Origin of the sequence: Marinobacter shunpengi, from assembly GCF_045449715.1 — a bacterium.
GTDB lineage: Bacteria > Pseudomonadota > Gammaproteobacteria > Pseudomonadales > Oleiphilaceae > Marinobacter.
Genome location: NZ_JBJJLA010000015.1, coordinates 341,492 through 365,959, shown reverse-complemented (window position 1 = coordinate 365,959; position 24,468 = coordinate 341,492). Strand labels below are relative to the sequence as shown.

20 protein-coding genes are annotated in these 24,468 nt (G+C 64.0%); 13 read left to right on the top strand and 7 right to left on the bottom strand.

Annotation, left to right across the window (positions count from 1 at the left end):
* Positions 1–8 precede the first annotated feature (8 nt).
* From ACJO3T_RS09655 to ccmI, 4 genes are read left to right on the top strand one after another with little or no spacing between them, the layout of a single operon-like run.
* A complete protein-coding gene (locus tag ACJO3T_RS09655; RefSeq protein WP_406978379.1) occupies positions 9–2,045 on the top strand; it encodes a heme lyase CcmF/NrfE family subunit in 2,037 nt (678 codons plus the stop codon).
* Complete coding sequence (locus tag ACJO3T_RS09650; protein ID WP_406964381.1) at positions 2,042–2,581, top strand: DsbE family thiol:disulfide interchange protein; 540 nt, start codon at positions 2,042–2,044, stop codon at positions 2,579–2,581. Before ACJO3T_RS09655 ends, ACJO3T_RS09650 begins: the two co-directional genes overlap by 4 nt.
* On the top strand, positions 2,578–3,066 hold the full coding sequence (locus ACJO3T_RS09645) for a cytochrome c-type biogenesis protein (RefSeq protein WP_406964383.1): 489 nt from the start codon (positions 2,578–2,580) through the stop codon (positions 3,064–3,066). The genes ACJO3T_RS09650 and ACJO3T_RS09645 overlap by 4 nt, the downstream gene beginning before the upstream one ends.
* A gap of 44 nt (positions 3,067–3,110) precedes the next feature.
* Complete coding sequence (gene ccmI / locus ACJO3T_RS09640) at positions 3,111–4,427, top strand: c-type cytochrome biogenesis protein CcmI (RefSeq protein WP_406964385.1); 1,317 nt, start codon at positions 3,111–3,113, stop codon at positions 4,425–4,427.
* Between the two features lie 13 nt (positions 4,428–4,440).
* On the opposite strand, the gene ACJO3T_RS09635 is transcribed toward ccmI, so the two are convergent.
* From ACJO3T_RS09635 to ACJO3T_RS09610, 6 genes are read right to left on the bottom strand one after another with little or no spacing between them, the layout of a single operon-like run.
* Positions 4,441–5,832 (bottom strand): protein BatD, encoded by a 1,392-nt coding sequence (locus ACJO3T_RS09635; RefSeq protein WP_406964387.1) that lies wholly within the window; start codon positions 5,830–5,832, stop codon positions 4,441–4,443.
* Complete coding sequence (locus tag ACJO3T_RS09630) at positions 5,826–7,652, bottom strand: VWA domain-containing protein (RefSeq protein WP_406964388.1); 1,827 nt, start codon at positions 7,650–7,652, stop codon at positions 5,826–5,828. Before ACJO3T_RS09630 ends, ACJO3T_RS09635 begins: the two co-directional genes overlap by 7 nt.
* Positions 7,649–8,683 (bottom strand): vWA domain-containing protein, encoded by a 1,035-nt coding sequence (locus tag ACJO3T_RS09625; RefSeq protein ID WP_406964390.1) that lies wholly within the window; start codon positions 8,681–8,683, stop codon positions 7,649–7,651. Before ACJO3T_RS09625 ends, ACJO3T_RS09630 begins: the two co-directional genes overlap by 4 nt.
* Entirely contained in the window at positions 8,677–9,135 is a 459-nt protein-coding gene (locus ACJO3T_RS09620) for a DUF4381 domain-containing protein (protein ID WP_406964391.1), read from the bottom strand. Before ACJO3T_RS09620 ends, ACJO3T_RS09625 begins: the two co-directional genes overlap by 7 nt.
* Entirely contained in the window at positions 9,132–10,079 is a 948-nt protein-coding gene (locus ACJO3T_RS09615) for a DUF58 domain-containing protein (protein ID WP_406964392.1), read from the bottom strand. Before ACJO3T_RS09615 ends, ACJO3T_RS09620 begins: the two co-directional genes overlap by 4 nt.
* Before the next feature lie 14 nt (positions 10,080–10,093).
* Positions 10,094–11,059, bottom strand: coding sequence for an AAA family ATPase (locus tag ACJO3T_RS09610; RefSeq protein WP_406964393.1), 966 nt, complete (start codon positions 11,057–11,059; stop codon positions 10,094–10,096).
* A 159-nt stretch (positions 11,060–11,218) separates the two neighbouring features.
* Here ACJO3T_RS09610 and ACJO3T_RS09605 point away from each other — a divergent pair, with 159 nt between their 5' ends.
* The 4 genes from ACJO3T_RS09605 (at position 11,219) to ACJO3T_RS09590 (ending at position 19,131) form a co-directional block, all read left to right on the top strand.
* Positions 11,219–16,096, top strand: coding sequence for an NAD-glutamate dehydrogenase (locus ACJO3T_RS09605; protein WP_406978378.1), 4,878 nt, complete (start codon positions 11,219–11,221; stop codon positions 16,094–16,096).
* Positions 16,097–16,229: 133 nt separating this feature from the next.
* Entirely contained in the window at positions 16,230–16,910 is a 681-nt protein-coding gene (gene can, locus ACJO3T_RS09600; protein ID WP_406964395.1) for a carbonate dehydratase, read from the top strand.
* A complete protein-coding gene (locus ACJO3T_RS09595; protein WP_406964396.1) occupies positions 16,907–17,959 on the top strand; it encodes a class I SAM-dependent methyltransferase in 1,053 nt (350 codons plus the stop codon). Before can ends, ACJO3T_RS09595 begins: the two co-directional genes overlap by 4 nt.
* The gene (locus tag ACJO3T_RS09590) at positions 17,956–19,131 is read left to right on the top strand and encodes a class I SAM-dependent methyltransferase (protein WP_406964397.1); all 1,176 of its coding nucleotides are present in this window, start codon (positions 17,956–17,958) and stop codon (positions 19,129–19,131) included. The genes ACJO3T_RS09595 and ACJO3T_RS09590 overlap by 4 nt, the downstream gene beginning before the upstream one ends.
* A 22-nt stretch (positions 19,132–19,153) precedes the next feature.
* Here the strand turns inward: ACJO3T_RS09590 and ACJO3T_RS09585 are convergent, their stop codons facing one another.
* Positions 19,154–19,768 carry a riboflavin synthase subunit alpha gene (locus ACJO3T_RS09585; protein WP_406964399.1) on the bottom strand — a complete coding sequence of 205 codons (615 nt, stop codon included), beginning with the start codon at positions 19,766–19,768 and terminating at the stop codon, positions 19,154–19,156.
* Positions 19,769–19,964: 196 nt separating this feature from the next.
* Here ACJO3T_RS09585 and ACJO3T_RS09580 point away from each other — a divergent pair, with 196 nt between their 5' ends.
* The 5 genes from ACJO3T_RS09580 (at position 19,965) to ACJO3T_RS09560 (ending at position 24,415) form a co-directional block, all read left to right on the top strand.
* The gene (locus ACJO3T_RS09580) at positions 19,965–20,990 is read left to right on the top strand and encodes a hypothetical protein (RefSeq protein ID WP_406978377.1); all 1,026 of its coding nucleotides are present in this window, start codon (positions 19,965–19,967) and stop codon (positions 20,988–20,990) included.
* A 55-nt stretch (positions 20,991–21,045) separates the two neighbouring features.
* A complete protein-coding gene (locus ACJO3T_RS09575) occupies positions 21,046–21,720 on the top strand; it encodes a TetR/AcrR family transcriptional regulator (RefSeq protein ID WP_406964402.1) in 675 nt (224 codons plus the stop codon).
* A gap of 151 nt (positions 21,721–21,871) precedes the next feature.
* Positions 21,872–22,342: a L,D-transpeptidase family protein gene (locus ACJO3T_RS09570; protein ID WP_406964779.1), complete on the top strand. Its 471-nt coding sequence runs from the start codon at positions 21,872–21,874 to the stop codon at positions 22,340–22,342.
* A 34-nt stretch (positions 22,343–22,376) separates the two neighbouring features.
* Positions 22,377–23,630 carry a mechanosensitive ion channel family protein gene (locus ACJO3T_RS09565; RefSeq protein WP_406978376.1) on the top strand — a complete coding sequence of 418 codons (1,254 nt, stop codon included), beginning with the start codon at positions 22,377–22,379 and terminating at the stop codon, positions 23,628–23,630.
* Positions 23,627–24,415 carry an S-methyl-5'-thioinosine phosphorylase gene (locus tag ACJO3T_RS09560; RefSeq protein WP_406978375.1) on the top strand — a complete coding sequence of 263 codons (789 nt, stop codon included), beginning with the start codon at positions 23,627–23,629 and terminating at the stop codon, positions 24,413–24,415. The genes ACJO3T_RS09565 and ACJO3T_RS09560 overlap by 4 nt, the downstream gene beginning before the upstream one ends.
* The last annotated feature ends 53 nt before the right edge of the window (positions 24,416–24,468 follow it).

The window sequence follows — 24,468 nt, the reverse complement described above, 5'->3', positions numbered from 1 at the left end:
AGACCGACATGTTTCCGGAACTTGGACAAGTCACCCTGATCATCGCGCTGTTGCTTTCAGTCCTGCTGGCGGTGATTCCCCTGTATGGCTCGCTGACCGCCCGGGACAGCTTGCAGGCTTTTGCCAGACCCCTGGCGGCGGGGCAGTTCGTATTCATCGCCATTGCCTTCGGCATTCTCACCCGTGCGTTCATGCAGGACGATTTTTCGGTGGCCTACGTGGCCAACCACAGCAACAGCCTGATGCCCTGGTACTACAAGTTCAGTGCGGTCTGGGGTGGCCACGAGGGTTCGCTGCTGCTATGGATCCTGATGCTCAGTGGCTGGACCCTGGCGGTGGCCACCTTCAGCCGCCGGCTGCCTTCGGTGATGGTGTCCCAGGTGCTGTCGGTGATGGGCATGGTGGCCATCGGTTTCCTGCTGTTCATCCTGATGACCTCCAACCCGTTTGACCGGATCCTGCCGAATGTGCCGGCGGACGGCGCGGATCTGAACCCGCTGCTGCAGGACTTCGGCCTGATCGTCCATCCGCCCATGCTGTACATGGGCTACGTGGGCTTCTCGGTAGCCTTTGCCTTCGCCATCGCGGCGCTGATCAACGGTCGCCTGGATGCTGCCTGGGCCCGCTGGTCCCGGCCCTGGACCTCCGTCGCCTGGGGATTCCTGACCATTGGTATTGCTCTGGGCAGCTGGTGGGCCTACTACGAACTGGGCTGGGGCGGCTGGTGGTTCTGGGACCCGGTGGAGAACGCCTCCCTGCTGCCCTGGATTTCCGGTACCGCGCTGATGCATTCCCTGGCGGTGACCGAGAAACGCGGGGTGTTCAAGAGCTGGACTGTGCTGCTGGCCATCCTCACCTTCGCCCTGAGCCTGCTGGGGGCCTTCCTGGTGCGGTCCGGGGTGATTACCTCGGTGCACTCATTTGCGTCGGACCCGACCCGGGGGGCATTCCTGCTGGGTCTGCTGGCAGTCACCGTGATTGCCAGCCTGACTCTCTATGCGTTCCGGGCGCCGGTGGTGCACACCCGGGCGAAGTTCGGTCCCCTGTCACGGGAAGTATTCCTGCTGATGAACAACGTGCTGCTGATGGCCGCCATGCTGCTGGTGCTGGTGGGCACCATCTTCCCGCTGATTGCCGACTACTTCGAGCTGGGTAATATTTCCATCGGCGAGCCTTTCTTCAACCTGACCTTCAGTCCCATTGCCGTGGCGGTGGGCATCCTGCTGGGTATCGGCATCTTCTCCCGCTGGAAGAAGACCGACGACCAGTACCTGGCCCGCAAGCTGATCCTGCCCTCAATGGGCGGGCTGGCCATTGCGGTGGCGGTGGTGCTGTCCATGGGGACCTACGATTCCCCCGGCATCACCGGGTTCTGGGGCGATCTCAGTTTATGGGCTTTCTTTGGCATCTTCTCCGCCGCCTGGTGTGCCGTGGCCACGGTGCAGGACCTGTGGACCAAGTCGTCGTCCCGGCACGGTCGCCTGCACGGGCTGCGCCGCCAGTCCCGCAGCTTCTATGGCATGGTGTTCGGCCACCTGGGCCTGGCCATGGTGATTGCCGGTGCCACCGTGGTGAACAATTTCGGCATTGAGCGCAATGTCCGCATGAGTCCCGGCGATATCGCCGAGGTCAGCGACTACCAGTTCAGGTTCGCATCCGTTGGCGAACGGGAAGGGGCCAACTTTACGGCCCTGGTGTCGCGATTCGATATCAGCCGCAATGGCGAGCCGGTGGCCACCCTATATCCGGAACGGCGCCGCTACGTGGTCCAGCGCAACGTGATGACTGAGGCGGGAATCGACGGCGGCTTCCTGAGGGACATCTTTGTGGCTCTGGCGGAGCCCGTGTCCAGCAATGCCTGGGCGATTCGGTTGCAGTACAAGCCGCTGGTCCGCTGGACCTGGCTGGGGGCCCTGGTGATGGCCATTGGTGGCTTCCTGGCGATTTCCGATAAGCGTTACCGCATCAAGGATACCGCCACCGAGCGCAGGAAGGCGTCCACGGGGCAGGAGCCCCAGGGCAAGCCAGCGGAGGCCGGCGCATGAAACGGGCGTTGATGTTCCTGCCGGTACTGGTGGCGGTGGCGTTTGGTCTTTTCCTCTATTCGGGGCTGGGCAAGGACCCCCAGGAGCTGGACTCCGCGCTGATTGGCAAGCCGGTACCGGCGTTTGAGTTGCAGGACCTGGAGAACCCGGACCGTACCCTGACGCCATCGGTGTTCCAGGGACAGGTGTCGTTGCTGAATGTCTGGGGCACCTGGTGTCCCGCCTGCCGCGATGAACACGAGGACCTTGTGTGGCTGGCGGAGGACAAGGGCATTCCCATCATCGGTCTGAACTACAAGGATAACCGCGATGCTGCCGTGCGCTGGCTGCGGGACCTGGGCAATCCCTATCAGCTCACGCTGTTCGATCCCCAGGGCCGTTTCGGTTTTGACCTCGGGGTATACGGTGCTCCGGAAACCTACATCATCGACAAGCAGGGTATTGTCCGGTATCGCCATGTGGGGGTGGTTAATCCCCAGGTGTGGGAAGAGGAACTGGAACCCGTTGTCCGCCGGTACCAGGAGGAGGGATCATGAAACCGCTGCTGGCGTGGCTGTTGCTGGCGCTGATGGCGCCGATGGCCCTGGCTCAGTCCGATGGTGAGTCGGCTGGCGGGCAGGACATGTACCCGCTGGAGACGTCGGATCAGCAGGAGCAGTTCCAGCAGTTGCTGAATGAGCTCCGCTGCCCCAAGTGCCAGAACCAGAACATTGCTGACTCCGATGCGCCCATCGCCGAGGACATGCGCAACGAGGTCTATCGCATGGTGAAGGAGGGCGCGGATGAACAGACGGTCGTGGATGCCATGATCGAACGCTTCGGCGAGTTCGTCCACTACAAGCCCGCCTTCGATGCCCGCACCGCGTTACTGTGGCTGTTGCCGGCCATCGTGGTGGCCGTAGGCCTGATCGTGATCGTACTGATCGTGCGACGTTCCGGCCGTCAGGGTGCTAACAATGGGCCCGGGCTCACCGACGAGGAACGCCGGCAGGCGGATGACCTGCTGCGGCGGGATTCATGACCATACACGCACGCCATTCCGCACCCAACTGAACGACTGTTTCTATGACCCAAACCTTCTGGATTACCACGGCGGTACTTGTCGGCCTGGCCTTCCTGTTTATCCTTTATCCACTGGTGTTCGGCCGCCCCGGGCGCCGTATTAACGCCGACATCCGTAATCAGAACCTGCTGGCCTACCGGACCCGGCTGACGGAGCTGGAGGAGGAGTACCAGCAGGGCATCATCGATGAGGAAAATTTCCGCATGCTCCGGGACGAGCTGGCCGGGGCCATGCTGGATGACGTTGGCGACGGCCAGTCTCCGAAGGACGTCAGCGCCCCGAAGGAAGTCCGGGCAGAAGACCTGCGCATGGATTATCGCCGTCGCAGCACCTGGGCGGTGGTGGTGCTGGCGGTGGTGCTGTTGCCGGCCGGTGTCGTGCTGCTCTACGGGGAATGGGGCGCCCTGGGCAAGGTGGAACAGTACCAGGCCATGAAAGAGCTCCAGGAAACTACCGGGGGCGACCGCATGGCCCAGATGGACCAGCTCACAAGGCAGCTTTCCGAACGCCTGGAGCAGGAACCGGATAATCCCGATGGCTGGGCCATGCTGGGCCGCAGCTACATGCGCATGGAACGCTACCCGGAGGCCGCCCGGGCGTTCGAACGCCTGGCGGAAGTGGTGCCGGACGACAACGCCAGGGCAACGGCCTGGGGCCTGTCGGCCCAGGCCTGGTTCTTTGACAGCCAGGGGGCGCTCACCGATGAGGTGAACCGCGCCATGGACCGGGCCCGGGAATTCAACCCCAATGAGGTGAACACCCTGGGCCTGCTGGGTATCCATTCCTTTGAGCGGGAAGACTACGAGGCGGCTATCGAACACTGGGAGACAATCATTGACGTGGCCCCCGACCACCCGCAGATTGCCTCCATCCGCGAGGGCGTGAGTCGCGCCTACCAGCGGCTCGGTATGGATGTGCCGGACCGTGTGCAGGCGGAGCAGCCAGCCAGTGACGGGCTATCCGACCGGGGAGTGAACGTCAGGGTGGAACTGGACGAGGCGTTTGCCGGTGAGATATCACCGGACACCACGCTGTTTGTCTACGCCCGCACGCCGGACATGCGCTCCGCGCCCCTGGCGGTTGCCCGGCTGCGGGCCGGTGAACTGCCCCTTAACCTGCGCCTGGACGACCGGCTGGCCATGGCGCCCCAGTTCCGGATCTCGGGAGCCGATGAGGTGGTGGTCGCGGCCCGTATCAGCCCATCGGGTGCCGCCAAGCCCCAGCCCGGTGACTACCAGGGTATCCGCGAGGAACCGGTACCCGTGGTCAGCGGCGACAGCGAGCCGGTGCTGCTGACCATCGACGAACAGCTTCACTGACGTTCGTCCCCGGTCAGGGATTCAGCCCATCCGGGTAGAGGTCCGGCAGTACCTGCCGGGTGCCATGGCTTCTGCTGGACGGTCTGTTCTGCCAGTTTGTGCGCGCCGCCTTCAGGGCGCTGACCAGTGCCTGGCCGTCAGGCATTTCGCCGCCACCGTCGCGGAACAGTGACTCCCGCCACCGGTTCACCAAGGCCGACAGTTGAGGGTCGGACAGGATGGCCAGGGCGGCGTCGCTGGTGTGGCAGTCCCGGCCCGCCAGGGCACTTACCCACGCCGGAAGTCCGTTAAAGAACCGTGAATCCTGCTCTCGGGCCTGATCACAGAGCTCTCGGAAGCGCTCCTTCTCCCCCTGTTCCACGACCGGAGTGACCACCGGGGCGGCCTGCCGGCGGCGATGGTGCAGCCACCACGCGGCCACGGTAGTGGCCCACCCCAATGCCAGCAGGGCGACCAGTAGCGGCCAGAACCAGTGGCCGGTCAGCGGTGCGGACTCCGGCGCCGACTGCGGCGGAGTCGCCTCCTCCGACACCGGCTCGGCAGGGCCATCTCGGGTTTCCTGGCCGAATCCCGGCGTCGCCGCCAGCTCGATGGTACGGGCAGGCAATACCGCAACCCTCTCCCGGTCCTCGTTGACATCCCACCAGGGAATACGGACTTCCGGCAGGGTGATGTCACCGCCTTCAGCGGATACGGGAACCAGAGCCACCGTCTGTTGCAGTTCACCGAGAACGCCATCGGCGGTGGCGGAGGATTCCCGCTGCTCGGGCTCCGGGTAACTTCTCAATGCATCGGGATACCGGATATCCAGTGACGGCAGGGTGGTGGCGGGCAGCCCCCGGGCTGTCAGGGTCAGGGTGCGTGTCAGGTTATCGCCGGGCGTCACCGGCCCCGTTCGTTCGAGCCCCCTGTCGCTGATGGACAGATCGGTGGCCGGCAGCCAGGTGCCGCCACTGAACTCCGCCGGCACATCCTTGACGTTCACGGGGAACAGTACGGCGGAATCCGATATCCGGTAGTGGTGTCCCCGGGAATGGCGGGCGGTGCCCTGGAAATCCAGCGGCGGTAGCTGCAGGCGCCCCGGTTTCTGGGGGAAGATGACATAGTTCCGTTCCACCACCCGGTAACTTTCGCCGTCCACCCGTTCCCGGTACTGCTTCTGTTCTCCCAGCTTTTCAATCACCGCATCCGGGTGTTCCGGGTCGGTCAGTTGCCCCTGGATCACCTGGTTGGTGTAGTAGAGCTTGACGGTGAGGCGCAGCTCCTGCTGGGCATAGACTTCATCCGCACTGGCGGACAGCTCTATATAGGCTTCTTCCCGGGGCTGCTGGGCCAGCGCCTGCAAGGGCAGCAGCGCCAGCAGGACCAGCAGGAATCTCCATGACCGGTGGGATGCAATTACCATGGTGTGTCGTTCTCGTCCGGTTGAATGTTGCGGCTACGGGACTGTTGCATGAATTTACGGCGCAGCAGGCCACCCGGGTTGTCTGGAATCCGGCGCAGCCATTGCTGCTGGGACTGGGTCAGCGTATCGGCGTCACCCTGTTCCGCCGGCTCTGTCTGGCCCTCGGCCATCCCGGCCTGTTCGCGGCGACCGTTTTCGGCCTCTCCCGGCTGTTGACCGGCCTCGGAGGCCTCCTCCCGATCCTGCTGCGGGTCGGAACGGCCGTCCATGGGCTCCTGACCGGCCTGCTGTCCCTGCTGGCTTCCGGAGCCCTGTCCGCCAGGCTGATCCTGTGAGCCGTCCTGCTGACCAGCCTGCTCACCGGGCGGTGGCTGGTCCTGGTTGCCGGGTTGGGAATCCTGGCCCTGTTGCTGCCGATCGGACTGGTCGGATTGTTGTTGTCCCTGTTGCTGCTGCTCCTGCTGTTTCAGGTACTGGCGAACGACGTCCCGGTTGTGTCGGGCGGCGTCATGGTCCGGGTTCCGGGCCAGGGCCTCCTCCCAGGCCGAGAGGGCGGCTTCCGGCTTGCCGGCCCGGGCCAGGGCGTTGCCCCGGTTGTAGTGGGCATCGGCGGATTGGCCGTTGGCGAAGGCATCGGCCGCACTCTCATACTGACGGTCCCGGTACAGGGCGGTACCACGCCACTGGGGATCGTCCAGCCGCAGGGCAGCGCTGGCGGGATCTTCCTCGATAAGCTGGGGCGCTCGCTGTTCCGGCGTCTGCCAGAGATCGTTCCACTCCAGTGCCCGGGCCGGTCCGGACGGTACCCAGGTCAGGCCCAGGGCGACCATCACCAGCGCCCCGCGTCGCCAGCCCACCAGGGCCAGGGGCAGGGCCAGCCACAGCAGCCAGTAACCGTCGTCCTGGCGGCGGGTGGTGCTGCGCTCTTCCCGCGCCTCCTGCCATTCGTCGTGGTCCTGAGCCCGCAACCGCAGCCGGGAGATGTCCCGGTCCGAGGTGGTCATGTGCAGTGCCCCACCACCGCTGGCCCGGGCCGTGGATGCCAGTTCCGGCAGGGTGGCCCTGGCGATCACCACCTGTTCGCCGTCACGGAGGAACCCCCGCTCCGGCACGGGAACGGGGGCGCCGCTTTCCGTGCCCACCAGCAGTCCGTCCAGTTCCCAGCCGGTGGTGTTCAAACGGTCCCGAATGGCCGCGCCATAGCGGGGGTTGAGACCGTCGGTAATCAGCAGGATGCGGCCCCGCCCGGGTGCCCCCTGATCCAGCAGTTCTATTGCCCGGGCCACCCCCAGGTCGGCCCGGTTCCCCGGGGCCGGCATGATGATCGGGTCCACGGCGGACAGCAGGCCCTCCACGGTACGGCGATCGTCGGTCAGGGGGGTGACCACATGGCCGTCGGCGGCGTAGACCACCAGGCCTGTGTAGGCGCCTTCCCGGGCCGCCAGCAGGTCACGGATCTTGCGTTTGGCCCGGGTCAGCCGGTCCGGTTTGACGTCGGTGGCCAGCATGGACAGTGACAGGTCCAGCACCACCACCAGGGAGTCATCCTGTTGTTGCAGGGGCGACGGGGCGGTACGAAAGGAAGGCCCCGCCAGTGCGATGGCCGCCACGGCGAGCAGCAGTGGCGCCAGCAGCCGTTGCCCCCTGCCGGGCCCTGTGGCGCCGCTTCCGCCGGGTAACAACGGTTTCAGCAGGGCAGGGGGGATGACCTGGTGCCAGCGGGTATGGCCCTGTCCCAGTGAGCGAAGCAGGTAGTACAGCAGGGGCACCGCCAGCAACAGCAGGAGCCACAGGGGGCGAAGGAACTGGAAATCGATCATACCGTGCGCCCTCCGCCCCGGTTGAACAGTGACAGCAAGGCGCGTCCCCTGGCCAGGCCCAGCCCGCCCAGCCAAAGGGCCAGGGCGGCACTCGCCGGCCAGGCATAGAGTTCGGTGACCGGCCGCCAGGATTTGCCTTCCAGTTCCAGGGGCTCCAGCCGGTCGATTTCCTGGTAGATGCCCTGCAATTCCTCGAGGTTACGCGCCCGGAAGTAGTGGCCGCCGGTGCGCCCGGCAATGTCCCGCAACAGTTCCTCGTCCAGGTTGCTGGAGGGGTTGACCCGGCGGCTGCCGAAAAGCCCTCGCTGGATGGTTGATTCCGAACCGATACCGATGGTGTGGATGCGGACGTCACTGTCGGCGGCAATCTCGGTGGCTTTTTCCGGCGTCAGGTTGCCGGCGGTGTTGGCGCCGTCGGTCAGCAGGACCAGCACCCGGTGTTCCTGGGGACGGTCCCGCAGCCGTTTTACCGCCAGCCCGATGGCATCACCGATGGCGGTGGCCCGTCCGGCCATGCCGAGGCCGGCTTCGGACAGCAGGGTGAGCAGGGTGCCATGGTCAAAGGTGAGCGGGGCCTGGATATAGGGTTCCGATCCGAACAGCAGCAGACCCAGCCGGTCGCCCTCCCGCTGGCGGATAAAGTCGTCCAGCACCAGCTTCAGCGCCTCCAGCCGGTTCAGGGGGCGGCCCTGGAGGATCATGTCACGTTCCTCCATGCTGGGTGAGATATCCACCGCCAGCATCAGGTCGCGCCCGGTCATGGGCACATGGGTGGCCTCGCCCACATGCTGGGGGCGGGCCAGGGCAATGACCAGCAGCGCCCAGGCCAGGGCCAGTACCACCGTGAGCCAGGGGCGCCGGCCGGCACCCTGTGGGCTGACGCCGGGCAGGCCCCGCAGCCGGGACTGGATGGGCAGGATCGGGGCCGCCACCGTGTCTGTGGTGGTGGTCCGGGAACTCCACGCCAGCCGCTTCAGCAGCCAGGGAAGTGGCAGAAGTGCCAGTAGCCAGGGCCAGACCAGGTTCACCATGACTGCCTCCGGATCCAGTATTCCGCCAGTTGTCGGGCGTCGCCGGGCACAAGGTCGCTGGCGGGCCGGTAGCTGGCCACCACCAGTTGTTGCCAGGGCCGCTCCGGGTCACCGGAGGTCAGTGCCAGGAAACGGCTCCAGTCATCGCCGCTGAGGCTGGCGGGATTGTCATGGGGGTAACGGGCCAGGGCGGTTTCCTTGAGCAGGCGGTTGAGGCCGGCATACCAGTCGGGGCCCGGCTGCTCCGGGGTGCTGTAGTTCGCCAGCCGGGCCAGGGCGGCCCGTTTCGGGGCCTGGCGGCGGTGACGTCGCCAGGCCAGGAAGGCTACCACCGCGATGCTTGCCAGCAGCAGGGCTGCCAGCATCCACCAGCCCGGCGCCGGTGGCCAGAAGCCGGCGGGAGGGGGCGTGTGGATATCCTTGAGCTGTTCCAGGACATTGTCGGGTATCACAACAGGCGTCCTCCTGATGAGGTCAGCCCGTGCATCAGGGTCACCGGATCCTCCTCGGTGGCCAGGGTCAGCAGATTGGTGCCGGTCTGCCGGAACAGGCTCTCCAGGGCGCTGCGCCGGGACTGCGAGTCTTCCCGCCAGGCCCGTTGCAGGGCCCGGTCGTCACCGTCGAACCAGAGTGTGCCGTCAGCGCCTCCCACGGCGTAGTCGCCATGGCCTGGCAGGTGATCGTCCAGGGGGTCGGTTACCAGTACCGCGGTGACCTGGTTGTGCATGGCCAGTCCCGCCAGCAGGGAGCGGGTGTCGCCGTCCGCTCCCTGGAAATCGCTGATCACGAACAGCCGGCTGCCGGTATGGGCGATGCGGCGGGCCTCGGTCAGTGCGTCGTTAAGGCCATCGCTGCCGGGCTCCGCCATGGTGGCCGGCTGGTGTCGCTGGTGGGCGGACAGGGCATTGAGCAGTTGCATGACCGAGCGCCGGCGCCGGGAGGGCCGGACAATCTCGGTGCTCTCGCCACCGAACACGATGCCCCCGGCCTGGTCGCCGGAACCGTGGGCGACCCAGGCCAGCAGGGCCGACAGTTCGGCGGCACGTACCTGCTTGTAGGAACCTTCACTGGCAAAGAACAGCCCGGGGCCAAGGTCGCACAGGATCAGCACGGGGCGTTCCCGTTCCTCCTCGTAGACCCGGGTGTGGGGTTCCTGCCGGCGGGCCGTGACACGCCAGTCGATGCGGCGCACGTCATCGCCGGGCTGGTAGGGGCGGACCTCGGCCAGGGACATGCCCCGGCCCCGCATCACCGAATGGTGGCCCCCGCGCCTCTGCCGCAGGGCCCGTCGGGCCGAGGGCATCTGCAGGGTGCGGGCCTGGGCCTGCAACAGCAACAGGTGCCGGAGGTCGGCGGTGACCCGGTGCTGGTGATGGGTGGCGGCGTTGCTGAACATGCTGACTCCCGGTTTCAGGCGGTGACCGGCACCCGCTCCAGCAGGCGGTTGACCACGTCGTCAGGGGTGATGCCGCCGGCCTCGGCGTCGAAGGTGAGTATCAGGCGGTGCCGCAATACATCCGGGGCGATGGCGCGTACGTCGTCCGGGGTCACGTAGTCGCGGCCATCCAGCCAGGCCAGGGCGCGGCTGCAGCGATCCAGGGCAATGGTGCCCCGGGGGCTGACGCCAAAGGCCAGCCAGCGGGCCAGGTCATCGTCCAGGGCCAGGGGATCCCGGGTCGCCAGCACCAGTGCCAGCAGGTAGTCCTCCACGGCATCGGCCATGAAAACCTCGCTCACCGACTGGCGGGCCTGATGGACCTGCTCCGCAGTTACCGGCTCACCCGCGCTGGTGGCACCCTCCCTGGCTTCCTGTCGGGCCAGGTGGAGGATCTCCCGTTCCGCTGAGGTCTCCGGGTAGCCGATCATCACATGCATCAGGAAACGGTCGAGCTGGGCTTCCGGCAGTGGATAGGTGCCCTCCTGCTCGATTGGATTCTGGGTGGCCATGACCATGAACGGTGCCGGTAGCGGGAAGGTGCGCATGCCCACACTGACCTGGCGTTCGCCCATGGCTTCCAACAGGGCCGACTGGACCTTGGCCGGCGCCCGGTTGATCTCATCCGCCAGTACCAGGTTGTGGAACACCGGCCCCCGCTGGAATTCGAACTGGCCGGTTTCCGGACGGTAGATTTCACTGCCGGTGACATCCGACGGCAACAGGTCCGGTGTGAACTGTATGCGATGGAAGTCGCCACTGAGGTTGTCCGCCAGCGCCTTGATGGCCGTGGTCTTGGCCAGGCCGGGGGCTCCTTCCACCAGCAGGTGGCCGTCTGCCAGGAGAGCGATCAGCAGGCGTTCCACCAGGGCATGCTGGCCGATAATGCGCTGGGAAAGGCGGTCCTTGAGATCGCCAAAGGTCTGTTGCAGGGAGGACATCGGGCTGACTACTCCGAAGGTTGTATTGTCTCGGTTATAACTTACGAATTTTTTGCGAATTTACAGCAAATTATCAAGGGTTTGACTATGCTGGAGTTACCATTCGTTCACATCCGTGCCTGCGTGCCGCGGCAGGCACCCGGACTGCAGAGGTGATTGATGAATACCCTGACCGTCACCAGCAAGGATCAGTTCCTTGAGCAACTGGACACGGAGTTTTTCCGCAAGCTGTCGAAGAAGGAAGCGGAACGGATCAGTCGCTTTTCCCGCCATTACCTCCTGCACCTGCCCCTGGAAGAACTGCTTGAAAGGGAGTTCCATGATACCTACGGGGCAGTGATGGCGGCCTGGCAGTTCCTGCAGAAGCGGGCGGCAGACCAGACACCGGTATCGGTCTTCAATCCGGACCTCGAGAGTGACGGCTGGCAGTCGACCCATACAGTCATCTTTATCCTGCACCCGGATATCCCATTCCTGATCGATTCGGTGCGCATTGCCATCAACAGCCGGAATATCGGCACCCACACCATCCATCACTCCATCATGACCGTGGAGCGTGACGACAAGGGCGTGCTCAAATCCCTGGACGGACCCGAAGCGTCGGAGGACGGCAGCAATATCGAAGCCTTTATTGTGCTGGAAATCGACCGCCATAGCGACCAGGAGGACCTGGCATCCCTGGAAAACCTGCTGCAGGACGTCCTCCACGAGGTGCGTATTGTGGTGTCGGACTTCGGCGCCATGAAACAGAAGGCCGAGGAAATCGCCGGGGAGCTGGACAGTTCCCCCGCCGACATCACCCCGGACGATGTAGAGGAAGCGCGGGCCTTCGTGGACTGGCTGATGGACGACCATTTCACGTTCCTGGGGTACGACGAGTACGATTTTGTCACCGACAAGAAGGGCACCAATGTCTGTCGGGTGCCGGATTCAGAACTGGGTATTCTGCGGGTCAACAATGAACGGCGGGAGAAAGTGGCCCTGCGGCAGTTGCCCCGTCGCACCCGGCGCCAGATGACCCGCACCGACGAGCTGTTCATCTTTGCCAAGTCGGCCCAGCGTTCCCGGGTGCACCGGCCTGCCTACCCCGACTATATCGCCGTCAAGAAGTTCAACAGCAAGGGCGAAGTGGTGGGTGAGCGCCGCTTCCTGGGCCTGTATACCTCCCGTGCCTACAGCGATCGCCCGGAAAGTATCCCGTTGCTGCGCCGCAAGGTCCGTGAGGTGCTGGAACGCTCCGGGTTCATGCAGGACGATTACGCCGGCAAGGAGCTGGAGCAGATCCTCACCGTCTACCCCCGGGACGAACTGTTCCAGGTGGAGCTGGACGAGCTGTACCAGACCGCTCTGGATATCCTCTATATCCAGGAGCGGCGCCAGATCCGCCTGTTCATGCGGGAGGATGTGTACGGCCAGTTCGTGACCTGCCTGGCGTTCTTCCCCCGGGATATCTACAACACCGAGCTCCGTCTAAAGGTGGAGAGGGTCCTCTGCGACCGGCTGGAGGCTGAGGACATCAGCTTCATCACCCATTTCTCGGAGTCGGTGCTGGCCCGGGTCCAGTTCACCATCCGGGTACCCCAGCAGGGCAGCCGCCGGCTGCCGGTGAAGGAGCTCCAGGAGCGGGTCGTCGAACTGGCCCAGTCCTGGCGGGACGGCCTGGCGGAGGCCCTGCACGAAACCTGTGGCGAGGAGCGGGGCAACGAGCTGCTACAGAGCTACGCCTCGGCCTTCCCGGCCAGCTACCAGGACATGTTCTCGCCCCGGCGTGCCGCCATTGACCTGGAGCACATCAGCTCCGTGATCGACGGTCGTCCCCTGGCCATGAGCTTCTATCGGGCTCTGGAGGAAGAGGAGAGCACCGTTCATTTCAAGCTGTTCAATCCCACCGAACAGCTCCCCCTGTCCGATGTCATGCCCATCTTCGAGAACCTGGGATTCCGGGTGATCGGCGAACATCCGTTCGAGATTGTGGACCATGACGGTCGCGTGGTCTGGATCCATGATTTCTCGCTCCAGGCCCGGTCCGGGGCGGTGGTGGATCTCCACCGTATCCGGCCCATATTCGAAGAACTGTTCCAGCGGGTCTGGTTCGGCGAGGCGGAAAACGACGCCTTCAACAAGCTGCTGCTGTCCGCCTACCTGGGCTGGCGGGATATCGCCATCCTGCGCACGTACGCCCGCTACATGCGCCAGATACGCTTCAGTAACAGCCAGACCTTCATTGCCAACACGCTGGTCAGCCATGTGGACCTGACCGGGCTGTTGCTGCAGACCTTCGACACCCGCTTCAATCCGTCCCGGCAGCAGAGTGAGGCCAAGAGTCAGGCGGCCCAGCAGCGACTGGAACTGGAATTCAACGCCGGCCTCGACGAGGTGGATAACCTCAGTGAAGACCGTGTCCTGCGGCTGTTCCTGGAACTGATCCACGCCACCCTGCGCACCAACTACTACCAGGTGGACAACGAGGGCAGGTCCAAGTCCTATATCAGCGTGAAACTGGACCCGACCGCCATTCCGGATATGCCGCTGCCGCTGCCCATGTTCGAGATTTTCGTGTATTCGCCCCGGGTCGAGGGTGTGCACCTGCGCGGCGGCAAGGTGGCCCGTGGAGGCCTGCGCTGGTCGGACCGTTTCGAGGACTACCGCACCGAGATCCTGGGTCTGGTCAAGGCGCAGCAGGTCAAGAATGCGGTGATCGTACCGGTGGGGGCCAAAGGCGGCTTTGTGGCCAAGCGGCTGCCGGATCCGTCCGATCGGGAGGCGTTCCAGGCGGAGGGCATCGAGGCGTACAAAACCTTCATCCGCGGGTTGCTGGACATCACCGACAACCTGATTGACGCCAGCATCGAGCCACCCGTGAACGTTGTCCGCCACGATGGCGATGACCATTACCTGGTTGTCGCTGCGGACAAGGGCACCGCCACCTTCTCCGATATTGCCAACGGGCTGGCCGAGGAGTACCGCTTCTGGATGGGCGATGCCTTTGCCTCCGGCGGCAGCCACGGTTATGACCACAAGAAGATGGGCATCACCGCCCGTGGCGCCTGGGTATCGGTGGAACGTCACTTCCGCGAGATGGGGATCAACCCGGCCGAGGACACCTTCTCGGTGATCGGCATTGGTGATATGGGCGGCGATGTCTTTGGCAACGGCCTGCTGCAGTCGGACAAGGCCCGGCTGGTGGCAGCCTTTAACCACATGCACATTTTCGTGGACCCGGATCCGGATCCCGGGAAGAGTTACGCCGAGCGCAAGCGCCTGTTCGAGATGCCCCGGTCGGCCTGGTCGGATTACGATGAGTCCCTGATCTCCGAGGGTGGCGGGGTGTTCAGTCGTAGCGCCAAGTCGATTCCGGTGAGCCCGCAGATGAAGAAGCTGCTGGGTATCAAGTCGGACCGGGTGCCGCCGAACATGCTCGTCTCCCACATCCTCAAAGCGCAGGCGGACCTGTTGTGGATCGGTGGCATCGGCACCTACGTCAAGTCCACACGGGAATCCAACAGCGAAGTGGGTGACAAGGCCAACGACAACCTGCGTATCGACGGCAAGGAGTTGCGCTGTCGGATCGTGGGCGAGGGCGGTAACCTCGGCATGACCCAGCTCGGGCGTATCGAGTTCGCGCTGAATGGCGGTCGCCTGAATACCGATTTCATCGATAACTCCGGTGGGGTGGATTGTTCCGACCATGAAGTGAACATGAAGATCCTCCTCAACCGCATTGTGGCTGCCGGCGATCTCACCCAGAAGCAGCGCAACCGCATGCTTGAGGACATGACCGAGGAAGTGGCGGCCCTGGTGCTGAAGAACAACTACCGCCAGACCCAGGCCCTGACCGTGGCCAACGAGGGAGCCGTCACCCGGATCGAGGAATATCGCCGGCTGATGAATGCCTTCGAGGCGGCCGGCAAGCTCAACCGGGAGCTGGAATTCCTGCCGGATGAGGAAGCGCTGGAAGAACGCAAGATGGATGGCAAGGCCCTGACCCGGCCCGAGCTGTCGGTGTTGATTGCCTATGTCAAAGGGGATCTGAAGCAGGTCCTGATCGACAGCGACCTGCCGGACGACCCGTTACTGGTCTCCGAGATGCACAAGGTCTTTCCCGAACCGATGGTGGAGAAGTTCCCCCGGGAGCTGGAGGACCACCAGTTACGCCGGGAGATCATTGCGACCCAGATCGCCAATGACATGATCAACCATATGGGCATCACTTTCGTGGAGCGGCTGAACCAGTCCACTGGTGCTGATGCCCCGGCCATCGCCCTGGCCTGGATCATCGCCCGGGATGTGTTCCGGCTGGATACCTGGTGGGGCCGGATCGAGGAACTGGACTACAAGGTGCCGGCCTCGCTACAGATCAGTCTGATGAACGACCTGATGCGGCTGATCCGCCGCGCCGTGCGCTGGTTGTTGCGCAACCGCCGCAGCGAACTCAATATCCAGGGCCACCTGGACCGGTTTACCGACAGCATCAGCCGCATCTCCGCCAACCTGGCCGACTACCTGGGAGCCGGTGTCGAGAAGGAGTGGCGAAGCCAGAATGAGAAGTTGCAGAAGCAGGGCGTTCCCGAGGACCTGGCGGCGGTGGTGTCCGGCAGCTCGTACCTCTATTCCGCCCTGGGCATCATCGAGGTTCACGAGTCCGCCGGTGTCCCCCTCAAGACCGTGGCCAACCTCTACTACACCCTGGGTGAGCGCCTGGACCTGAACTGGTTTGCCGGGGCCATTGCCAACCTCAAGCCCACGTCGCACTGGCAGGCCCTGGCCCGTGAGAGCTTCCGGGAGGACCTGGACTGGCAGCAGCGGGCCCTGACCACCGGGGTACTGAGGATGGCAGAGGACTACAAACAGGTGGACGCCTGTGTGGAAACCTGGATGAGTCAGCACGAGGTGATGGTCCGGCGCTGGAAGGGCATGCTCGCGGAACTGAAAAGCTCCCGGCAGCCGGAATACGCGATGTTCTCGGTCGCCCTGCGGGAGTTGCTGGACCTGGCCCAGAGCAGTATCCACGCGCCCCTGTCGGAAACCATGGAATGATTGCCGACCCTGGATCGGGCCGTCGTGGGGGAAGTCCGGGACTGCTCTCTGGGACCAAGGGGGTATTGCGATTCACCGGCAAATGCCGTTCAATCTTGTCCGCGACCATTGAGGCTGAACGGAGACCGAAGGCATGAAAACACTGGAAAATCTGCTGAAAAGCAACCAGGCATGGGCGGATAGCATCAAGCAGGAAGACCCGGACTTTTTTCATCGCCTGTCCAACCAGCAGGCACCGGAATACCTATGGATAGGCTGCGCTGATAGCCGGGTACCCGCCAACCAGATTGTGGATCTGATGCCGGGTGAACTGTTTGTCCACCGTAACGTGGCCAACGTGGTGGTCCATACCGATTTCAACTGCCTGTCGGTGCTTCAGTTCGCCATTGAGGTGCTCAAGGTCAAGCATGTACTGGTGGTGGGGCACTATAACTGTGGCGGTGTCCGGGCTGCCCTCAAGGACGAGGGGTTTGGCCTGATCGGCAACTGGCTGCGTCATGTACAGGATGTGCGCGACAAGTACCAGGAAGTGCTGGACCAGCAGCCGTCGGAACAGGACCAGGTGGACCGCCTGTGCGAACTGAACGTGGTGGAGCAGGTGGAGCACGTGTGCCAGAACAGCATCGTGCAGGACGCCTGGAAACGGGGGCAGCCGCTCACCGTGCACGGTTTTATCTACGATGTGGCCGACGGCCTGCTGCGGGACCTGGGGCTCAGCATCAGCAGCGAGGCGGACCAGGCGTCTATCAAGGAGCGTAGCATCGGGGAACTGATCGGCCAGCCGGTACGTTCTGCCCGCCGTGCCGATCCATGAGCGAACCCTCCAGCGGCCTCAACGCCATTGCGGCGCTTGAGCGCAATGCCGACCTGATGAGCGGGCGGGTGGGGCTGATTGGCCTGCCCGTACCGCACCTTCCCGCCGGGCTGGAAACTGGTGACGCACCGGCGCTGGTGGTCACCGAGCACGCCGGTCTGGCGGATGCCCTGACAGGCTCTGACCGCTGCCGGGTCAGTTTCGGTTATGATCTGCCCGATGAGTGGGACCGCCCCCTGGATACCCTGGTGCTGTTTGTTCCCAAGGCCCGCCAGGCACTGGAGATGCAACTGGCCATGGCCCGGGCGCTGCTGGTTGATGGCGGCCGACTGGTACTGGTGGGCGAGAAGCGCGAGGGCATTGCCGGCGCCGCCCGGCAGTTACAGGCCCTGGCGCCGGACGCCCGCAAGGTGGACAGTGCCCGGCATTGCCAGGTCTGGGTTGCGAGCCTGGCCGGCGCGGCAGGAGCGTTTGATCCGCTTGCCTGGCTCCAGTGGCACGAACTCGATGCGGCAGGCATCCAACTGGCGGTGGCGAACATGCCCGGCATCTTCAGTGATGGCCGCCTGGACGAGGGCACCGCACGATTGCTGGAAAGCCTGTCGGACGTGCCGGTTGCCGGGCCGGTGCTGGATTTTGCCTGTGGTTCCGGGGTGATCGGCGCCTGGCTACAGGCCCGCAACCCCGACCTGGGGCCGGTGGATGGCGTGGACGTCCAGGCTCAGGCGGTAATGTGCGCCAGGCAGACCTACCAGCGTAACGGTGCCCGGGGTGAGATTATTGCCAGTGATGGCTTGCCCGCTGACCTGGGCCGTTACCGGACCATCGTGACGAACCCGCCGTTCCACTCCGGCGTGCGCACTGATACCTCCATGACCGAACGCTTCCTGCGGGAGGCCCGCCGTCACCTCCAGCCAGGTGGCGAGATGCGGCTGGTGGCCAACCGTTTCCTGCCTTACCAGCCTCTGCTGGAACAGTGTATCGGACCCTGTCAGACACTGTTCGAAGACCGGCGGTTCGCGGTCTACCAGGCCCGGGTGTTGTCTTGACCCAGGCTGATTGCAACACAGGTTTTACCGTTGGCGACCGGGTCCTCAACCTGCGGCGCCCCCATGGCGGCGGTCGGGACCTGAGGGCTTGGGACGCGGCCGATGAACAACTGGTGGCCGAAGCCCGTCAGAGGCTTACACCCGGTGACCGGGTGGCGGTGGTGGATGATGGTTTTGGTGCCCTGGCCCTGGGGCTTGCGGACTTCGTGCCCACGGTTATCGCGGACAGTGCTTCCCTGGTGGATGCCCTTGATCACAATGCGACCGCCAATAACCTGGCTGTGCCCCCAGTCCGGAGCTGGCTGGACGAACCGGGCCTTGGCGAAGCTCCAATGGACGAGGGTGGGCCTTTTGATGCGGTGGTTCTGAAGGTACCACGCCAGCTCGACTACCTGGAATTCCTGCTGAGATGGGTCAACCGGGCCCTGCGTCCGGACGGCTGGTTGCTGACCGGTGGGATGATCAAGCACCTGCCGGAACAGGCTGCGGGACTTTACCAGGAACGGGTTACCACCGAGACGGTGTTCCCGGCCCGGAAAAAGGCCCGCATGGTGCTGTGCCGTCCCGGCACCGACGGGTTGGATGGCTGGGGCGGACTCTGGAAGGGATACGCCACGCCGGGGTCCGGTCTGTCGATCCGGGCGTTGCCGGCGGTATTCGCCCGGGAACGTCTGGATATCGGCACCCGGGAGTTGTTGCCGTTGATTCCGGACGCCGTCAGCCCACTGCCGGCGGGGGGCAGGGTGCTGGACCTGGCCTGTGGCAACGGCGTGCTGGGCCTGGAGGCCCTGTCCGCCAGGCCGGACCTGTCGGTGACCTTTGCGGATATTTCCTCCCAGGCCGTCCTCAGTGCCAGCGCCAACGCCCGGGCACTGGGGGTGGCCGGGGAACAATGTCGCCTGGTCCATTCCGATGGCGTGCCGGCGGATGCCGGTCGGTTCCAGCGTATCCTGCTGAATCCGCCATTCCATGAGGGGGGTGTGGTGGGCGACCATATCGCCCTGCGCCTGTTCGCCGAGGCAGCGCAATGCCTGGACGAGGGGGGCGAGCTGCTGATGGTGGGTAACCGACACCTGGGCTACCACCGAAGCCTTCGTTCGGTCTTCGGCGATGTCCGGCAGTTGCGGGCATCGCCGAAGTTTGTCGTTTTCCGGGCGTCCAGGCCCCGTTAGCTGCCCCCTTCAATCAAACCCGTTAGCGCGGCGGCTTGTCGTATCCCATCCGGGCCAGCGTATCGACAATCGTCTGGGTCTGGCTGTCCACCTCGATATTCACCTCGTCTCCCACCTGCACATCGGCAAAGGTGGTGGCGCGCAGGGTTTCCGGTATCAGGTGCACGTTGAAGCGCCCGTCCTCCACATCGCCGATGGTCAGGCTGGCGCCGTTGACCGCGATGTAACCCTTGGCAAAGAGGTACTTGTGCCAGGCTTCCGGCACCTCGAAGGTGAGGGTGCAGTTGTTTTCCGGTTGCTCCCGGCCCACAACGCGGGCGGTGGTATGGACATGCCCGGACAGCAAGTGGCCACCGATCTCGTCGCCAATGCGGGCCGCCCGCTCGAAATTGACCCGGCTGCCCGGGGTGAGCCGGCCCAGGGTGGTGAGTCGCAGCGTTTCCTGCATGGCATCGAACCAGAGCCGGTTGCCTTGCTGGGCGGTGACCGTCATGCAGGTGCCGTCGATGGAAACGGAGGCGCCAATGGTTACGCCATCCACGGATCCGGGGGGAAAGGCGATCACAAAGGTGGTAAGGCCGGGGCGGGAGTCGACGGAATCCACGGTGGCGACGCCCTGAACAATGCCGGTAAACATGGTTGCACCTCGTAACAATTCAAAGGCAGCAAGTGTATCCCTACCGATGTAACCTATCAAAGATAATGAGTCATCGGACAGGGCGCCAGGATTGTGCCTTCCGGTAGTCTCCTAAAGTAACCGGTACACCGGGCGATAACCGAGGGTAGGAGAACGGTACAGGTCTGGCCGTTCCAGGCACACACCGGCGGCAGCTATGGCAGAAACCCGAGCGAGAAACAGCGACACCACCACGGCCCAGGGCGGGCCGGTACTGCGGCCCGGACGTCCGGCGGACCCCGGGCAGGTGTCGTCCGGTGTGCCGGTGGATCGGGCCGACAGCGTCCCGGATGAACGTGACGCCGGGGAAGCGGGCGATCATCCGCCGGCGAACACCGGTGAAGCGACCGGCGGTGAATCAGTGGCCGAATCGGGCGATGACACCTCCACAGAAGCATCCTCCGGGGCCGATGAAGCGGAACGGCGGTTTGCGGAATCTCGCCAGCGTCGGTTGCGCCGGTTATTGCGGCAGTGCGAACGCATCAACCTGATGGACTTCAATATCCTGTCCCTGGCGGGCTGGCCCGACAATTACACCCTTAATGCCGCCCGGCGCCGTCGTGACAGCTGGTTGCTCAGCGCCACCATTGCCGCCCTGGTCTTCCTGAGCGGTATGACAGGCTTTGTGCCGGCCTGGATTGCCGGCGGTGGTTTCGGCGCCTTCGTGGTAATCCTCTTGATGGGCGTGCCCTTCGTACGACGGCTGTACAGCTCGAAATCTTCCTACCTGGACCTGATCCTCTATCGCCAGCAGCTCCTGCGGGACGCCCGCAAGCACATTGCCCACCTGGAAGGGGAGCTGGGACTGATCTGGCAGTGCAACGAACTGTCCGAGTTCAATCCGACCCTGTCTTCGCCACGGTTCAGTACCCTCAAACACCTGTCCGAACAGCGACGCCTGGCGGGATCCCTGTCCAGGCGGGAGCATATCCGCCTGTACCTGATCTTCATGCTGGAAGCCGAGAAGGCCTACGAGCGGATGCAGAATGTCTATTTCGAGGAGCACCAGAAAGCCATTGACCGGGGCTGGCAGTCCGTGGCCCGTGCAGTGACCGAGCCGGAAGGCCGGCAGGGGGTGCGGGAGGAGATTGCCGAAGGAGAGGCGGATGGTGCCGGGAAAGCCCGGAAACCGGATCATGAATCCGACCGCGGAAAGGGTCCTGACAAGGCTGCCAGTGCTTGACAGATTTCTGTTTTAAACGTATGTTTAAAACAATCGTTTTTCAGGGGAAGGTGTTGTGGCCCAGTCAGATACAGTGGACCGGATTCTCGATGCGGCGGAAGAGCTGTTCGCCGAGCGGGGGTTTGCCGAAACGTCACTCAGGATGATTACCAGCAAGGCCGGGGTCAACCTGGCGGCGGTAAACTATCATTTTGGCTCCAAGAATTCCCTGATACAGTCCGTCTTTGCGCGTTTTCTCACTCCGTTCTCGGCCACCCTGGAAGCGGAGTTCGACGAGCTGGAGGCACGTCCCGGAGATCGCTCACCTTCGGTGGAGGAGATCCTCGGTGCCCTGACCGGCAGCGCGGTGCGGATGCCCCAGCGCAATGACCGCGGCATATCCATCTTCATGCGTCTGCTGGGGCTGGCCTATACCCAGTCCCAGGGGCACCTGCGCGCCTTCCTGGAGGATGAGTACAGGGGCGTGTTTACCCGCTTCATGGGGCTGCTCAAACAGGCAACCCCGGAACTCAGCTCCGTGGACCGGTACTGGCGGATCCAGTTCATGCTGGGTGCCACCGCGTTTACCATGTCGTCCAGTGACGCCCTCCGGGATATTCTCCAGGCCAAGAAGGGGGTTGAAACCCCGATCCAGGAAATCGCCGCCCGCCTGATTCCGTTCCTGGCGGCGGGCATGCAGGCGAAGGACCTGATGCTGGTGCCCCGCGCCGAGGCCAGTGTAACTTCCTAGCACATGCTTCAGGGCACGACCTGGTCAACATCATGTTCCGGCGGTTGCCTCTGTCCGCAGGGTTCGCTACCTTTGCTGCTCCCATACCTGACGCAGGAGCACAGGATTGTCGGACGATTCCCATTCCACAGGCCCCGGGCCTGCCATTGTCATTGATCTGCGGCAGCAGACCCTGGACTGGTATGGTGCCGGTGGCGAACACCGGCGCTGGCCGGTGTCCACGGCCCTCAATGGTCCCGGTGAAGCCGAACATTCCGGGTGCACGCCCCGGGGGCGGCACTATGTGCGGGCGATGATCGGGCAGGGACAGCCTGAAGCCACGGTATTCGTGGCCCGTCGTCCCACCGGCGAAACCTGGTCGGCGGAACTCTCCCGCCTGCAGCCTGAGAGGGACTGGATCCTCAGTCGCATCATCTGGCTGTGTGGGCTGGAATCCGGCTTCAATCGCGGCCCCGGTGTCGATACCTTCCGTCGTTACATCTACATTCACGGCACCCCGGATTCCGAGCCCATGGGAGAAGCGCGCTCCCATGGCTGTATCCGCATGCGAAACCGGGATGTCATCGACCTGTTCGACCGGCTGAGCCCCGGTGTGCCGGTGACCATCCGGCCCTGCCCGTAACCCTGATTCAACCGTTGTAAAGGAGATTGAGCCCGTGGATGAAACGCCAGAGGTGATAAGCAGCTGGGTCAACAACTGGAACCTGCTGTCCCAGAGCTGGCGGGTGGCCATTGTGGTGTTCGGGCTGGTCTTCGCCACGGCGGCGGTGGCTTTCCTGATCAGCCGGATCATCGTGATGCTGGAGCGGCGGTTCGAGAAGACCGACAACCTCTGGGACGACGCCGTGCTCCATGCCCTACGGAGGCCCGCTATTGGCTTTGTCTGGCTGCAGGGCGTGTTCTGGGCCGCCGAGGTGGCCCGTGTCTATTCCGATGCTGATATTTTCTCGGCCAACAGCAAGCTGCTGGAACTGGGCTTTATCTGGATACTGGTCTGGACCCTCTTCGGCGTGATCAAGAAGGCGGAGGAGATCCTGATCTCGCCCATGAAAATGAAACAGCCGATGGATTACACCACGGTGAACGCCATCAGCAAGCTGTTGCGGGCGGTGGTGGCCATTACGGCGGTGTTGACCATCATGCAGTCCCTGGGCTACAGCATTTCGGGGGTACTGGCGTTCGGGGGTGTGGGTGGCATCGCGGTGGGTTTTGCCGCCAAGGACCTGCTGGCTAATTTCTTCGGCGGCTTTATCATCCACCTGGACCGGCCCTTCAAGGTGGGGGACTGGGTGCGTTCCCCGGACCGGGAAATCGAGGGGACTGTTGAGAAAATCGGCTGGCGGCTCACCACCATCCGCACCTTTGACCAGCGTCCACTCTACGTGCCCAACGCGGCCTTCACCCAGATTGCGGTGGAGAATCCGTCACGTATGCACAACCGCCGGATTTTCGAAACCATTGGTATCCGCTATGCGGATGTCCGCGAGATGAGCGATATCGTAAATGATATCCGCTCAATGCTGGAGAACCATGAGGAAATTGATACCCGGCGGACGCTGATTGTCAACTTCCTGGCGTTCAACAGCTCGTCCCTGGATATCATGGTTTACACCTTTACCAAGACCACCCAGTGGGTGAAGTTCCATGAGATCAAGCAGGATGTGCTGCTGAAGATCAGTGATATCATCGAATCCTATGGCGCCGAGGTGGCCTTCCCCACGCGCACCCTGCATGTGGCGGACAGCTTGCGCCTGGAGCGCGATCAGTCCGAGACTGAAGGCGAGCAGTCTGAAAGCGAAGAGAGCAGCGGCGGCGCCCGTTCAGGCGGCAGGGCTGCGGACCGGGGCGCGGTAAGGCAGCCCAGGGGATCGGGCCAGACCACCACCCAGGGTGACGAGGCTGAAGAATGAGCGGATTAACGGACTCCACGGCCATGGGCCATGACATCGCCATTATTGGTGGTACCGGTCTGACGGAGCTGGACGGTCTCACAGTGACCGGCGAATATCGGGTGGAAACCCCCTGGGGGGCTCCGTCAGGGCCGGTGCTGAAGGGAATGTTCAGGGGGCAACCGGTGCTGTTCCTGGCTCGCCATGGGCATCCCCACCGCATACCACCCCACCAGGTGAACTACCGGGCCAACCTCTGGGCGCTGCGGGACGCCGGCGCCGCCCGGGTGATTGGTGTCAATGCGGTGGGCGGCATCACCCCGGCCATGGGGCCTGCCCGGATTGCCGTTCCCCACCAGTTGATCGACTACACCTGGGGGAGAGGGCACACCTTCTTCGAGCAGGTGGAGGGCGCGCCGTTGGAGGGCGTCACTCATATCGACTTTACCTATCCCTACAACGAACCCCTGCGGCAGGCCCTGCTGACGGCCGCAGCCCGTCGACAGGTCATGGTGGTTGATCATGGGGTCTACGGCGCCACCCAGGGGCCCCGGCTGGAAACCCCGGCGGAGATTGCCAGGCTGGAACGGGACGGCTGTGACCTGGTGGGAATGACCGGAATGCCTGAGGCGGCGCTGGCTGCGGAGCTGGGGCTGCCTTATGCCTGCCTGGCACTGTCGGTAAACTGGGCTGCCGGCAAGTCCGATCACATCATCACCATGGAGGAGATCGGTCAGGCGCTGGAAGAAGGGATGTCCGGCGTGAAGGCCATCCTGGAAGAGGTGATTCCCGACCTCCGGGGCTAGTAATCTGTCAGAACACTGGTGTTCCGACAGGGCACCGGGAACGCCAGGCGCGC

Coding starts and splice junctions, on each gene's coding strand:
- ACJO3T_RS09655 (WP_406978379.1), top strand. CDS start 9: ATGTTTCCGGAACTTGGACAAGTCACCCTGATCATCGCGCTGTTGCTT.
- ACJO3T_RS09650 (WP_406964381.1), top strand. CDS start 2,042: ATGAAACGGGCGTTGATGTTCCTGCCGGTACTGGTGGCGGTGGCGTTT.
- ACJO3T_RS09645 (WP_406964383.1), top strand. CDS start 2,578: ATGAAACCGCTGCTGGCGTGGCTGTTGCTGGCGCTGATGGCGCCGATG.
- ccmI (WP_406964385.1), top strand. CDS start 3,111: ATGACCCAAACCTTCTGGATTACCACGGCGGTACTTGTCGGCCTGGCC.
- ACJO3T_RS09635 (WP_406964387.1), bottom strand. CDS start 5,832: ATGGTAATTGCATCCCACCGGTCATGGAGATTCCTGCTGGTCCTGCTG.
- ACJO3T_RS09630 (WP_406964388.1), bottom strand. CDS start 7,652: ATGATCGATTTCCAGTTCCTTCGCCCCCTGTGGCTCCTGCTGTTGCTG.
- ACJO3T_RS09625 (WP_406964390.1), bottom strand. CDS start 8,683: ATGGTGAACCTGGTCTGGCCCTGGCTACTGGCACTTCTGCCACTTCCC.
- ACJO3T_RS09615 (WP_406964392.1), bottom strand. CDS start 10,079: ATGTTCAGCAACGCCGCCACCCATCACCAGCACCGGGTCACCGCCGAC.
- ACJO3T_RS09610 (WP_406964393.1), bottom strand. CDS start 11,059: ATGTCCTCCCTGCAACAGACCTTTGGCGATCTCAAGGACCGCCTTTCC.
- ACJO3T_RS09605 (WP_406978378.1), top strand. CDS start 11,219: ATGAATACCCTGACCGTCACCAGCAAGGATCAGTTCCTTGAGCAACTG.
- can (WP_406964395.1), top strand. CDS start 16,230: ATGAAAACACTGGAAAATCTGCTGAAAAGCAACCAGGCATGGGCGGAT.
- ACJO3T_RS09595 (WP_406964396.1), top strand. CDS start 16,907: ATGAGCGAACCCTCCAGCGGCCTCAACGCCATTGCGGCGCTTGAGCGC.
- ACJO3T_RS09585 (WP_406964399.1), bottom strand. CDS start 19,768: ATGTTTACCGGCATTGTTCAGGGCGTCGCCACCGTGGATTCCGTCGAC.
- ACJO3T_RS09580 (WP_406978377.1), top strand. CDS start 19,965: ATGGCAGAAACCCGAGCGAGAAACAGCGACACCACCACGGCCCAGGGC.
- ACJO3T_RS09560 (WP_406978375.1), top strand. CDS start 23,627: ATGAGCGGATTAACGGACTCCACGGCCATGGGCCATGACATCGCCATT.